The sequence below is a fragment of the Winogradskya humida genome (genome assembly GCF_016862215.1).
In the GTDB taxonomy this organism is placed as follows: Bacteria; Actinomycetota; Actinomycetes; order Mycobacteriales; family Micromonosporaceae; genus Actinoplanes; species Actinoplanes humidus.
In genome coordinates, this window is the sequence record NZ_BOMN01000057.1 from 11979 (window position 1) to 23506 (window position 11528).

Here is an 11528-nt window from a genome sequence, read left to right on the forward strand (position 1 = left end):
TGAGTGACGTCACCCGGATGACCGCGGCCCAGATCGCCGGTCTCATCTCCTCCGGCGAAGCCTCCGCCGTCGAGGTCACCACCGCGCACCTCGACCGGATCACCGCCGTCGACGAGCGCGTCCACGCCTTCCTGCACGTCGACCGTGAGGGCGCACTCGCCGCCGCGGCCGCCGTCGACATCCGCCGCGGCAAGGGCGAAGAGCTCGGCCCGCTCGCCGGAGTGCCGATCGCGGTCAAGGACGTGGTCACCACCAAGGGCGTGCCCACCACGGCCGCCTCCAAGATCCTCGAGGGCTGGAAGCCGCCCTACGACGCCACCATCGTCTCGCGTCTGCGCGAAGCCGGCATGGTGATGCTCGGCAAGACCAACATGGACGAGTTCGCGATGGGCTCCTCCACCGAATACTCCGCCTACGGCCCCACGAACAACCCGTGGGATCTCGGGCGCATCCCCGGCGGCTCCGGCGGCGGCAGCGCGGCGTCGCTCGCGGCCTACGAGGCACCGCTCGCCATCGGCACCGACACGGGCGGCTCCATCCGCCAGCCCGGCGCGGTCACCGGCACGGTCGGCGCCAAGCCCACCTACGGCGGCACCTCGCGCTACGGGCTCATCGCCTTCTCGTCGTCACTGGACACGCCCGGGCCGTGTGCTCGCACGGTCGAGGACACCGCCCTGCTCCACGCGGTGATCGCCGGTCACGACCCGCGCGACTCCACCTCCATCCCGCAGCCCGTCCCGGACGTGGTCGCCGCCGCCCGCCTGGGCGCCACCGGTGACCTGACCGGCGTCAAGCTCGGCGTGGTCAAGGAGTTCGCGGGCGAGGGCGCCGAGCCGGGCGTCATGGCGGCGTTCCACGAGTCGGTCGAAGCCCTCGTCAAGCTGGGTGCCGAGATCGTCGAGATCTCCTGCCCCCACTTCGAGTACGCCCTCCCGGCCTACTACCTGATCGCCCCCAGCGAAGCCTCCTCCAACCTGGCCCGCTTCGACGGCGTCCGCTACGGCGTGCGCGTCGGCGACGACGGCAACCGCTCCCTCGAAGAGGTCATGTCGCTCACCCGCGACAGCGGGTTCGGCCCCGAGGTCAAGCGCCGCATCATCCTCGGCACCTACGCCCTGTCCAGCGGCTACTACGACGCCTACTACGGCCAGGCCCAGAAGGTCCGCACCCTCATCACGCGCGACTTCACCAAGGCCTTCGACCAGGTCGATGTCCTCATCTCCCCGACCACGCCGTTCGTCGCCTTCCCGTTCGGATCGCGCACCTCGGACCCGTACCAGATGTATCTCGCCGACCTCTACACCATCCCGACCAACCTCTACGGCGGCCCGGCGATCTCCGTCCCGTGCGGCCTCTCCGAAGGCCTCCCGGTCGGCTTCCAGATCATGGCCCCCACCATGGCCGACGACCGCATGTACAGGGTCGCCGCCGCCCTGGAGTCAGCAGTCGGCACGTTCACCCCGCCCGAGCTGTAGGCAGCGGCCGATGCTGACCAGGATCGAGATCGACGGATTCAAGTCGTTCCGGGACTTCCACTTGGATCTCCCGCCGTTCCTGGTCATCATCGGCCGGAACGCCGCCGGCAAGTCCAACCTGTTCGACGCCATCCAGTTCATCGGACAGCTTGCCGGGCAGCCGGTGCTGGAGGCCGCGCAGCAATCGCGTGGGGACATCACCGATCTGTTCCATCGTCACGTCGACGGCACCCCGATGAAGGTCATGACCTTCGCGGTCGAGGTGTTGCTGGACGGGTCGGTCACCGATGCCTTCGGGGACTCGGTCCGCGTGAATCATTCACGATTACGGTATGAGCTCGTAATCGAACTGCGCGAGGTAGGGCATACCGGAGCGCTGAGACCCTTTGTCATCCACGAGTCAGCGTTCAAGATCCGTCGGGTCGACGATCGTTGGATTCAGCAGTTTGATCCTGCTGACCGCAAAGCCCTTGCCGTCTATTCGAATGGCGCTGCGGATTTGCTTGACACCGAAGTGGATGACCAAGGGCGGCCGAGGTTCAGCATCCGTCAGCAAGGGAACCAAGGGCGTAAGAGACACCTGCCAGCTACAGCCGCGACCGCCAGCGTGCTGTCGACGCTGACAACAGCCACCGACTTCCCACTGCTTTACGCGTTAAAGCGGGAATTGCAGTCATGGCGGCTGCTCTACCTCGACCCGAGCGCGCTGCGGCGCCCGGACTCGTTCGATGACCCGGACACCCTGGCTGCCAATGGCGCCCATCTCGCCAACACGCTTCGGCGTATCGCGGAGGAGAGCGGTGACGCGGACCGGCCAGCCGGTGTCCTCAACGACTTGTCCGCCGATGTCGCCACCATTGTCCCTGGCATCGTCCAGGTGCAGGTGAGCGATGACGCCGTCCGGCGGCAGCGCCAAGTAGAAGTGGTTACGCAGGACGAGGCGCCGTACTCGGCGAGGGTCGCCTCTGACGGGACGCTTCGGACGATTGCTCTCCTCGCCGCGCTCTACGATCCAGCGGGTGCGGGATTGATCTGCTTCGAGGAGCCTGAGAATGGCCTCTTCCCTGGTCGTCTTGCGCAGTTTGTAAGCTCTCTGAGGGAATTGGTCAAGCGAGGGATACAGGCACGGGGGGCGGGCCGCGGTGAGAAGCTGACCCAGCTCGTGTTGAGCAGTCACTCACCGGCCATCCTTCGGGCACTTGACCCATCCGGGGACGGCACGCGACGAGATGCCATCTATATGGACGTCGCGACATTGGTCGGTGGTGGACGGGGGCGTAGCCGAATCAGCAAGTATCGGGACCTGACTGGACCGCAGTTGTCGGTCGATACCGAGCTCCAGCCCGGAGCTGTGGTCAGTCCCAGCGAAATAGCTGAGTTCGAGGTGTCCGAGGCCCTGGAACGCTGATGAGGTATCTCACGACTGCTCTCATCTCGGAAGGCACCACCGACGACCGCTTTCTGCCGCCTCTGCTCGGACGGATGTTGCAGGAGATCTGCGCGGATTACCAGGATTCTGTGGAAGTCGCCGACGTGCGGCCCGTACGGGAGAAGAAAGGCCCGCGCAGCCTCGAAGAAGTGCTCGACCTCGTCGACCGGAACCGCGGAAGCTTCCTCGTGGTGTTCTTCCACCACGATCGCGGAGCCCGGCCCGGCAGGACCGAGACTGAATGGCTGGAGCCATTGCGTGCCGCGTGGGGATCCCGCAGCGAGCAACTGGTGACGGTGGTGCCGGTCCGCGAGACAGAAGCGTGGCTGCTGGCGGACGGGGCTGCGCTCCGGCGCGCGTTCGGGGTGCAGTGGCCCGACTCCCAACTGGGCGTGCCTGCCCAGCCCAAGGACGTAGAGGGTCTGATTGACCCGAAGCAGGTCCTTGACCGGTCGATCGGCAGGTTGAGCCGATCGACCGCAGATCATTACAGCCAACTGGGTGCGATGGTGTCCCTGGAACGGCTCTGTCAGGTGCCGGCTTTTACCCAGCTCTGGCGCGAGACCCAGCAGGCTCTGGAGAAACTCGGATTTCGTTGACCGGCGGCGCTTGACCCTCACACCGTGTCAGGCGATGAAGTCGGAGACATCATGTTCACCATTGGAGAGTTCGCCAGGCACGGGCGGGTGTCGGTCCGGATGCTGCGTCACTATGACGCGACCGGGCTGTTGCGTCCCGCTCACACCGATCCGGCTACCGGTTACCGGCACTACACGGCTGCTCAGCTTGCCCGGCTGAATCGGGTGATCGCGCTCAAGGAGCTGGGGTTCACGCTCCAGCAGGTGCGCGACATCATCGATGATGCGGTGACCACCGAGGAGTTGCGGGGGATGCTGCGGCTGCGCCGGGCCGAGTTGGAGACCGTCATGGCTGCTTCGGCGGGGCGGTTGGTGCAGGTCGAGGCGAGGCTCCGAGCCATTGAGGGCGAGGGACGAATGTCGAGCGACGAAGTCATCATCAAGAGCATTCCTGGGGTACGGGTGGCGGAGCTGACCGCGATCTCGGCGAGCTACGAGCCGGAGGACATCAGCCCGGTGATCGGGCCGCTGTTCGAGGAGCTGTGCGGGCGACTCGATCCGGCTGTTTTCGCGGGACCCGCCGTGGCCTACTACGAGGACGCGGAGGACGGCCGGATCATTGTCCACGCCGCGATGCCCGTCAACATGCCGCTGCAGGAGGGCGACCTGCGGGTCGTTGACCTGCCGGCGATCGAGCGGGCGGCGACCATCGTGCACCGTGGGTCGATGGACGCCGTGGTCCCGACCGAGCAGACGCTGGCCCGGTGGATCGACGAGAGCGGCTTCCAGCCCGCCGGCTACGCCCGTGAGGTCACCCTCGAGTTCCCGCCGAACCGCGACGAGTGGGTCACCGAGCTTCAAGCGCCATTGAGCTGAGCAGCGCCAGGGCGTCGGCGGTGGGGGTGCCGGGCTTTGCGTGCAGGAGCAGAGCCTCGAGACCGTCACTGCCGACGACGGCGAACTTTTCGACCAGTAGGTCCAGGTCGCCGACCTTCGGGTGGCGGACGCGGACGTTGCCGCCGGTGGACAGGCGTACGTCGTGGCGGGCCCACAGTTGCCGGAACCTGTCGCTCTTGAGGGACATCTCCTCGATCAGGGCGTGCAGCCGGTCGTCCCGGGTCTCCGTGCCGGCCTGGGCGCGCAGGTGGGCCACGGCGGCGACGGTGATCTTCTCCCAGTCGGGGTGGTAGCCGGGTGCCGCCGGGTCGAGGAACAGTGACCGGAGCCGGTTCACGCCGGGGGTGTTGTCCGGGGACAGCTCCTGGGCCAGGGCGTTGGCCGCCACGACGTCGTTGTATTTGTTGATCACCATCGCGGGCACGTTGATCGTCCGGAGCAGCAGGGCAAGACCCGCGGGCACCCGGTCCTCACTGCGGGCGGGGCGGCGGCGCGACTTTGGCTGGGCCAGTGCCAGGAGGTACGCCGTACCCTCCGCATCCAGCCGCAACACCGCGGCGATCGCGTCGATCACCTGGGCCGACGGGCTCCGGTCGCGGCCCTGTTCGAGGCGCAGGTAGTACTCGGCGCTGATCCCGGCGAGCAGCGCCACCTCCTCGCGGCGCAGCCCCGGCACCCGGCGCAGGGTGTTGCCGGGCGGCAGACCCACCTCGGCGGGTGTGACCAGCTCCCGCCGGGCGCGCAGGAAATCCCCGAGGGCGTTGTCCATGGGTGTCCCTCCTACTACCAGGAACAGCGGGGGCTGCCGCGCGGCGGTCGCTGCTCCGACGATCGTAGGCATGACAACTCGTACCTGGTTCATCACCGGCGTCAACAGCGGGTTCGGCCGCGAACTCGCCGAGCAGCTCCTCTCCCGCGGCGACCGGGTCGCCGGAACCGTCCGCCGGCCGGATTCGGTCAAAGACCTGCAGGAAACGTACGCGGAAAGCTTCTGGGCCGGTCACCTCGATGTCACCGACGTGCCGAGGATCCGCGAGGTCGTGGATGCCGCTTTCGCCGATCTGGGGCGGATCGACGTCGTCGTGATCAACGCCGGCTACGGCCTGTTCGGCGCGGCGGAGGAGGTGAGCGACGAGCAGGTCCAGCACCAGATCGCCACGAACCTGATCGGTGCCATCCAGACGGCCAGGGCCGCGCTTCCCCATCTGCGTACGCAGGGCAGCGGCCGCATCATCCAAATGTCCTCGGTAGCCGGGCTCGCCGCGCACCCGGGCGCCTCGCTCTACCACGCCGGGAAGTGGGGCGTCGAAGGCTTCATGGAGGCACTGGCCCAGGAGGTCGCCCCGTTCAACATCGGGGTGACGCTGGTCGAGCCGGGCGGCGCGCGCACGGCGTTCGCCAACGGCAGCCTGCAGCTCGGCGAACCGCTCGCGGCCTACGACGGCACCCCGGCCGCGATGGTGCGCGCCTTCCGGAACGGCCCTCCCGCGCTCCCCGGCGACCCGGCGAAGATCGCTGCCCGGGTGATCGACAGCGTCGATGAGGAGCCCGCCCCGCTGCGGCTCGTGCTGGGCAGCGACTCCTACGCGGCCGTCACAGCGGCCCTCCGCGCCCGCCTCGCCCAGGTCGAGCCGCAGCGGGTCACCGCTGCGGAGACCAGCTCCTGACCGGGGTCACGCCGGGGTGGTCGGTGAGTCCAGCCAGGTGTTGATCAGCTTGCTGTAGTCCTTTCCGGTCTGCTTCTTCACGAAGGCGATGAACGTCGCCCGGTCCTGCTGGGTGTTCTTCTGCTTCTGCACCCAGGCCGTGCCCAGGGCGAAGAACGCCTTGTCGCCGAGCTTCTCGTGCAGCTGCTGCAGCATCGCCGCCGGGCAGATGTACACGTTGCTCTCGGCGAAGTTCGCCGCCAGCGGGCTCCCGGGCGGCCCGAGCTTCTTGCGCAGCTCAGCGTCGCGGGCCCGGAAGAAGGTCTCCAGCTGGGCGTCGGTGAGGTTGTAGACCTTCTTCTCCCAGAGGAACTGTGCGTACGTCGCCCAGCCCTCGTTGAGCCACAGGTCCTTCCACGTGGTCGGGGTGACCGAGTCGCCGAACCACTGGTGGGCGTACTCATGGAGGAGGTCTTCCTCGAAGCCTGACTGAGCGTCCTTGTCCCATTTCCCGTGCTTGCCGCCCATGGTGATCATCTGCTGGGTCTCCATGCCCGACGCGGAGTCGACCATCACGATGCCGCCGCTCGGGAACGGGTAGGGGCCGAAACGCTCCTCCAGGAACTTCACGTAATCCGGGGACTTCTTCAGCGACGCCACGACGTCGTCATCGGTGCCGGGGCGATACCAGTAGGTCAGCGGCAGGTCGTGCGGGCCCTTGGCGGTGACCTTCGTGTACTTGCCCACGGCCAGCGTGGTCAGGTAGGTCGCCACCGGGTCTGTGCTGCGGTACTTGAACGTGGTGCCGTCCTGCCCGGCCGGGGTGCCACCGGCGATCGCGGACCAGCCCTCGGGGACGGTCACCGCGATGTCGTAGAGCGCCTCGTCGGAGGGCTGGTCATTCGCCGGGTACCAGGTGAACGCGCCGAACGGCTCCTGCATCGTCCAGAGGCCGCCGTCCTTGGTGACCGTGAGGCCGAGCGGCTCGGTGTCCGAGCGGTGTGACGGCATCGGGGTCGTCTTCGGCTCGCCGTGATATTTGACGACCATCGTGATCGGCTTGTCGGCGGTGAGGGCCGTGGGGAAAGTCAGTTTCTCGTCCGTCACAGTCGCTGTGACCGGCGCCTCGTCCACGGTGACCGAGTCGAGCTCGTACGGCATGAAGTCGAGCGACAGCTGCTTCGCGTCAGCTGTCGGGCGTACCTGAAGAGTTGCCGTGCCTGTCAGGTTTTTGCTTTTCGGATCCCAGGTCAGGTCGAGGGCGTAGTGCAGGACATCGAGCTTGTCCGTGCCGCGTTTGGGATAGAGCGGGTCCGCCTTGGGCTTCGAACGCCCCGCTGACCAGGCCGCATAGTCGACGGTGACGGCAGGACTCGCCGAGGCTTCCGCCGAGGCTGTGGGCTTTGCAGACGGGGTGGACGTGCAGCCGGCAACGAGGGCTGCCACGGCCAGGACGGACAGGAGAGGGACGCGACGCATGCGGTAGACCGTACCGAAATGGTCTTTTCTCGTGGGGGCAGGCGAAACCCGCCTGATTCTTGTCGGTGGGGCCCATTAGGCTTGTGTTCGTCGGATCCCGCAGTCACCTGGAGTCCACCGCATGAGTACGACCGTGCTTCCCACCTACGACGACGCCGTCGCGCGCTACGAGCCGGTGATCGGCCTGGAGACGCACGTCGAGCTCGGCACGAACACCAAGATGTTCTGCGGATGTCCCACCGAGTTCGGCGCGGAGCCCAACACCCAGGTCTGCCCGGTCTGCCTCGGTCTGCCCGGCGCGCTGCCGGTCGCCAACCGGGCCGGCATCGAGGCGACCATCCGCATCGGTCTCGCGCTCAACTGCGACATCGCGTCCTGGTGCCGGATGGCCCGGAAGAACTACTTCTACCCGGACATGCCGAAGAACTTCCAGACCTCGCAGTACGACGAGCCGCTGTGCGTCGACGGTTACGTCGATGTCGAGATCGAGGGCGAGACGTTCCGCATCGAGATCGAGCGGGTCCACCTCGAGGAGGACACCGGCAAGTCCCTGCACGTCGGCGGTGCCACCGGGCGCATCCACGGCGCCACCGAGTCGCTGGTCGACTACAACCGTGCCGGCATCCCGCTCGTCGAGATCGTCACCAAGCCCGTCACCGGCCTCGGCTCGCGCGCGCCCGAGATCGCCCGTGCCTACGTCACCGAGCTGCGCGACATCATCCGCTCGCTCGGCGTCTCCGACGTGCGCATGGAGCAGGGCTCGCTGCGCTGCGACGTCAACACCTCGCTCAACAAGCCCGGCGACGAGTGGGGCACCCGCACCGAGGCCAAGAACGTCAACTCGCTGCGCTCGGTCGAGCGCGCGGTCCGCTCCGAGATCATCCGCCAGGCGGGCGTCCTCGACGGCGGCGGCCGCATCCACCAGGAGACCCGCCACTTCCAGGAGGACACCGGCAACACCCGCCCGGGCCGCTCCAAGGAAACGGCGACCGACTACCGCTACTTCCCCGAGCCCGACCTGGTCCCGATCGCCCCCGACACCGCCTGGGTCGCCGAGCTCAAGGCCGCTCTCCCCGAGCGCCCCAGCAGCAAGCGCGCCCGCCTCCGCGTCGACTGGGGCATCAGCGAGTCCGACATGCAGTCGGTGGCCAACGCCGGCGCGGTCGAGCTGATCGAGGAGACCATCCTCGCCGGCGCCACCGCCGCGGGCGCCCGCAAGTGGTGGATGGGAGAGCTCGCCCGCCGCGCCAACGAGACCGGCGTCGAGCTCTCGCTGGTCGGTGCCACCCCCGCCCAGGTCGCCCAGCTCCAGACCCTGGTCGACGAGGGCAAGATCAACGACAAGCTCGCCCGCCAGGTCCTCGAAGGCGTCGTCGCCGGCGAGGGCGACCCCGCGGTCGTCATGAAGACCCGCGGCCTCGAGGTCGTCTCCGACACCGGCGCCCTGCAGACCGCAGTCGACGAGGCGATCGCCGCCAACCCCGACGTCGCCGCCAAGATCCGCGACGGCAAGCTCGCCGCCGCGGGCGCCCTGGTCGGCGCGGTCATGAAGACCACCCGCGGCCAGGCCGACGCCAAGACGGTCCGCGAGCTGATCCTCGCCCGCCTGAGCTGACCCTCCTCGCAGCACCCCGCACGGTCCCGGCCGTGCGGGGTAGTCCTAGCCTGCGGGCATGGCGATGACACCCGAAGAGTTCTACAACCGTGCGGTTGCTGCCGCGGACGACGAGCAGCGACTTCCGCTGGCGCGCATGACGGGCTGGGACATCAGCCCGTTCGATCAGGACGGCCTGCGCGTGGCCCGGTTGCGTCCGCCGGTGCTGCCCGAGCCACCCCGGCACGGTGAGGACCCGTCGGACTGCAGCTCGTGCCGGGACCGCGACAAGGGCATCTGGTTCGACGACCGCTGGCGCCTGACCCGGATCGCGAAGGTCGGCGTGCCGCTGGTGCTCATGCTGCACCCCCGCGACCACTACGACCTGGCTGACCTGCCCGACGACCTCGCAGCCGAGCTCGGCGTCCTGAGCACCCACATCGCCCGCCACGTGCAGGCCCTGCCGCACATCTCCCGTGCGCACCTCTACCGCGTCGGTGACGGCGGCGCGCATCTGCACCTCTGGTTCTTCGCCCGCCCCGAAGGACAGTCCCAGTTGTACGGATCCTGGCTCGTCATCTGGGACGACCTCCTCCCCGAATACCCAGCCGACCTGGCCGACACGGACGCGAACGCCGTCGCCGATGCCCTGGTTGCCTCCTACGGGGGCCGGCGCTCCTAGAACATGCCGTGCGGGTTCAACGAGGTCTCGGGGACGGGCTGCATGACGTCCCAGTGCTCGACGATCTTGCCCTCGTCGAGCCGGAAGATGTCGACGATCGCCGTCCCGCGCTGACCGGGCACCCGGATGCCGTGGACATGGGCCACCACGTAGTCGCCGTCGGCGAAGAGGCGCTTGACCTCGGCCCGCAGGTCGGGGAACTCCTCGGCCAGCCCCGCGACGAAGTCCCGGAAACCGTCCACGCCGTCCGCGATCCGCGGGTTGTGCTGCGTGTGGGTGCTGCCGAGCAGCTCCGACGCGGCGGTGAAGTCCTTGTTGTTGAGCCCGGCCTCATAGAACGCGACCCGTGGTCGCAACCAGCGTGGGCGGGGCAACCTGCTGAGGGATGACATCGTCTCGGCCACCCTGCGGCTCCTGGACGCGGCGGCCGAGGATGAGACCCTCTCGCTGCATGCGGTCGCCCGGGAGCTCGGCATCGCCACCAAGGTCCTGCACGAGTGCGCCCTGAACCGGCGAGCGGACATGTCCTTCAAGCTGGTCATGGCGGAGCGCTCGGTCGCCGCTGTGCAGCGCTGCATCGACGCCGGTCTGCTCGCCGTGGATGACGACGCCGAAGTGATCGCGCTGGACCTGCGGGCGGCTGTGCATGGTGCCGTCTCGCTGCGGCTCAACGAGCCGGGGGTGGCCGGCTTGTCCATCGAGCGGCAGGTTGACCGGTTTCGCGCCAAGCTTGTCGGGGTCGGGCGCGACCTCAAGTAGCCGGCGGCTGTTGGATCCTCGTCACATTGACTGGGCTTCCGCCGGGCACCGAGTTGTACGATCGTACTTGTACTTTTGTACTACACGGGATCTGGGGCGTACGTCGTGGCTTATCTGTATCTGGTGGGGGCCATCGCGGCCGAGGTGTTCGGGACCAGCCTGTTGAAGGCGACCGACGGGTTCACGCGGCTGTGGCCCACGGTGGCCTGCCTGGCCGGTTATGTGTTGTCATTCGTGCTGCTGTCGCAGGCGATCAAGGGCGTGCAGGTCGGGGTGGCGTACGCGATCTGGTCCGGGCTGGGGACTGCGGCGATTGTCACCATCGGTGCGGCCTTCCTGAACGAGCCGATCACCGTTGTCAAGGTCGTGGGAGTGAGCCTGATCGTGGCGGGAGTGGTGACGCTGAACGTCGGTGGGGCGGCACAGCACTGATGGGTGCGCAGCAGAAGCGGACGCGTGATCCCGAGGCGCGGCGGCGGGCACTGGCCGAGGCCGCGCTCGAAGTCATCGCCGAGGTGGGCATCGGGCGGACCACGCATCGGGCGGTCGCTCTGCGGGCCGAGTTACCGCTGGGGACCACGACGTATTACTTTCCGACGTTGGACGATCTCATCGGCGCCGCCCTGCAGCATGCGGCTGAGGAGTTGCGGGTCGAGCTGGACGGCTGGGCTGAGCGGCTGGGCGGTGCCGGCGATGTGCCGGCCGAGCTGACCGGGCTGGTCCAGGGGTATCTCGGCGATCGGCGCCGGGTGCAGGTCGAGTACGAGCTCTACGTCGCCGCTGCCCGCGATCCCCGGTTGCGGCCGCTCGCCCGGGGGTGGCTGGACGGGATGAGCCGGATGCTCGAACCGTACGCGGGCGGGGCCGCCGGGGATGTTGTCGCCCTGGTCGACGGGGTGATCCTGCAGGCGATGGTCACGGGATCCGACCTCGACGGCGATCGGCTCACCGCGGTGGTCCGGCGACTGATCGCCGACGAGGCGTGAGGC

Annotated in this window: 13 protein-coding genes; 10 read left to right on the forward strand and 3 right to left on the reverse strand. The window is 68.2% G+C overall.

The features are described 5' to 3' along the window. Positions 1-17: 17 nt before the first annotated feature. The 4 genes from gatA to Ahu01nite_RS22030 are packed head-to-tail and all read left to right on the forward strand — an operon-like array spanning position 18 to position 4358. The gene (gene gatA / locus Ahu01nite_RS22015; protein ID WP_438874813.1) at positions 18-1475 is read left to right on the forward strand and encodes an Asp-tRNA(Asn)/Glu-tRNA(Gln) amidotransferase subunit GatA; all 1458 of its coding nucleotides are present in this window, start codon (positions 18-20) and stop codon (positions 1473-1475) included. Positions 1476-1485: 10 nt separating this feature from the next. Next, positions 1486-2883, forward strand: a complete 1398-nt coding sequence (locus Ahu01nite_RS22020) for an AAA family ATPase (RefSeq protein ID WP_203838478.1) — start codon at positions 1486-1488, stop codon at positions 2881-2883. Next, positions 2883-3503: a DUF4276 family protein gene (locus tag Ahu01nite_RS22025; protein ID WP_203838479.1), complete on the forward strand. Its 621-nt coding sequence runs from the start codon at positions 2883-2885 to the stop codon at positions 3501-3503. Before Ahu01nite_RS22020 ends, Ahu01nite_RS22025 begins: the two co-directional genes overlap by 1 nt. Before the next feature lie 51 nt (positions 3504-3554). Further along, a complete protein-coding gene (locus Ahu01nite_RS22030; protein ID WP_203838480.1) occupies positions 3555-4358 on the forward strand; it encodes a MerR family transcriptional regulator in 804 nt (267 codons plus the stop codon). On the opposite strand, the gene Ahu01nite_RS22035 is transcribed toward Ahu01nite_RS22030, so the two are convergent. Next, entirely contained in the window at positions 4330-5220 is an 891-nt protein-coding gene (locus tag Ahu01nite_RS22035; RefSeq protein ID WP_239159041.1) for a helix-turn-helix domain-containing protein, read from the reverse strand. The genes Ahu01nite_RS22030 and Ahu01nite_RS22035 overlap by 29 nt on opposite strands. Between Ahu01nite_RS22035 and Ahu01nite_RS22040 the strand changes: the two genes are divergently transcribed. Then, entirely contained in the window at positions 5219-6046 is an 828-nt protein-coding gene (locus Ahu01nite_RS22040) for an SDR family oxidoreductase (protein WP_203838481.1), read from the forward strand. The two genes, Ahu01nite_RS22035 and Ahu01nite_RS22040, sit on opposite strands and share 2 nt — an antisense overlap. 6 nt (positions 6047-6052) lie before the next feature. Here Ahu01nite_RS22040 and Ahu01nite_RS22045 read toward each other — a convergent pair whose 3' ends face one another. Then, a complete protein-coding gene (locus Ahu01nite_RS22045; RefSeq protein ID WP_203838482.1) occupies positions 6053-7504 on the reverse strand; it encodes a M1 family metallopeptidase in 1452 nt (483 codons plus the stop codon). A gap of 121 nt (positions 7505-7625) precedes the next feature. On the opposite strand from Ahu01nite_RS22045, the gene gatB reads away from it, so the two are divergent. Continuing rightward, positions 7626-9119, forward strand: a complete 1494-nt coding sequence (gene gatB, locus Ahu01nite_RS22050; RefSeq protein WP_203838483.1) for an Asp-tRNA(Asn)/Glu-tRNA(Gln) amidotransferase subunit GatB — start codon at positions 7626-7628, stop codon at positions 9117-9119. Between the two features lie 58 nt (positions 9120-9177). Further along, positions 9178-9780, forward strand: coding sequence for an HIT family protein (locus tag Ahu01nite_RS22055; RefSeq protein WP_203838484.1), 603 nt, complete (start codon positions 9178-9180; stop codon positions 9778-9780). Here Ahu01nite_RS22055 and Ahu01nite_RS22060 read toward each other — a convergent pair. After that, a complete protein-coding gene (locus Ahu01nite_RS22060) occupies positions 9777-10172 on the reverse strand; it encodes a nuclear transport factor 2 family protein (RefSeq protein ID WP_203838485.1) in 396 nt (131 codons plus the stop codon). The genes Ahu01nite_RS22055 and Ahu01nite_RS22060 overlap by 4 nt on opposite strands. Before the next feature lie 130 nt (positions 10173-10302). On the opposite strand from Ahu01nite_RS22060, the gene Ahu01nite_RS22065 reads away from it, so the two are divergent. From Ahu01nite_RS22065 to Ahu01nite_RS22075, 3 genes are all read left to right on the forward strand, one after another. Further along, a complete protein-coding gene (locus Ahu01nite_RS22065; RefSeq protein ID WP_203838486.1) occupies positions 10303-10539 on the forward strand; it encodes a hypothetical protein in 237 nt (78 codons plus the stop codon). A 105-nt stretch (positions 10540-10644) separates the two neighbouring features. Beyond that, complete coding sequence (locus tag Ahu01nite_RS22070; RefSeq protein WP_203838487.1) at positions 10645-10971, forward strand: DMT family transporter; 327 nt, start codon at positions 10645-10647, stop codon at positions 10969-10971. Beyond that, positions 10971-11525 (forward strand): TetR/AcrR family transcriptional regulator, encoded by a 555-nt coding sequence (locus Ahu01nite_RS22075; protein WP_203838488.1) that lies wholly within the window; start codon positions 10971-10973, stop codon positions 11523-11525. The genes Ahu01nite_RS22070 and Ahu01nite_RS22075 overlap by 1 nt, the downstream gene beginning before the upstream one ends. Positions 11526-11528: the final 3 nt, after the last annotated feature.

What these genes read in the sequence shown, in the direction of transcription:
- gatA (WP_438874813.1), top strand. Translation starts at nt 18, where the DNA reads ATGACCGCGGCCCAGATCGCCGGTCTCATCTCCTCCGGCGAAGCCTCC.
- gatB (WP_203838483.1), top strand. Translation starts at nt 7,626, where the DNA reads ATGAGTACGACCGTGCTTCCCACCTACGACGACGCCGTCGCGCGCTAC.
- Ahu01nite_RS22020 (WP_203838478.1), top strand. Translation starts at nt 1,486, where the DNA reads ATGCTGACCAGGATCGAGATCGACGGATTCAAGTCGTTCCGGGACTTC.
- Ahu01nite_RS22060 (WP_203838485.1), bottom strand. Translation starts at nt 10,172, where the DNA reads ATGTCATCCCTCAGCAGGTTGCCCCGCCCACGCTGGTTGCGACCACGG.
- Ahu01nite_RS22040 (WP_203838481.1), top strand. Translation starts at nt 5,219, where the DNA reads ATGACAACTCGTACCTGGTTCATCACCGGCGTCAACAGCGGGTTCGGC.
- Ahu01nite_RS22035 (WP_239159041.1), bottom strand. Translation starts at nt 5,220, where the DNA reads ATGCCTACGATCGTCGGAGCAGCGACCGCCGCGCGGCAGCCCCCGCTG.
- Ahu01nite_RS22025 (WP_203838479.1), top strand. Translation starts at nt 2,883, where the DNA reads ATGAGGTATCTCACGACTGCTCTCATCTCGGAAGGCACCACCGACGAC.
- Ahu01nite_RS22030 (WP_203838480.1), top strand. Translation starts at nt 3,555, where the DNA reads ATGTTCACCATTGGAGAGTTCGCCAGGCACGGGCGGGTGTCGGTCCGG.
- Ahu01nite_RS22065 (WP_203838486.1), top strand. Translation starts at nt 10,303, where the DNA reads ATGTCCTTCAAGCTGGTCATGGCGGAGCGCTCGGTCGCCGCTGTGCAG.
- Ahu01nite_RS22045 (WP_203838482.1), bottom strand. Translation starts at nt 7,504, where the DNA reads ATGCGTCGCGTCCCTCTCCTGTCCGTCCTGGCCGTGGCAGCCCTCGTT.
- Ahu01nite_RS22075 (WP_203838488.1), top strand. Translation starts at nt 10,971, where the DNA reads ATGGGTGCGCAGCAGAAGCGGACGCGTGATCCCGAGGCGCGGCGGCGG.
- Ahu01nite_RS22055 (WP_203838484.1), top strand. Translation starts at nt 9,178, where the DNA reads ATGGCGATGACACCCGAAGAGTTCTACAACCGTGCGGTTGCTGCCGCG.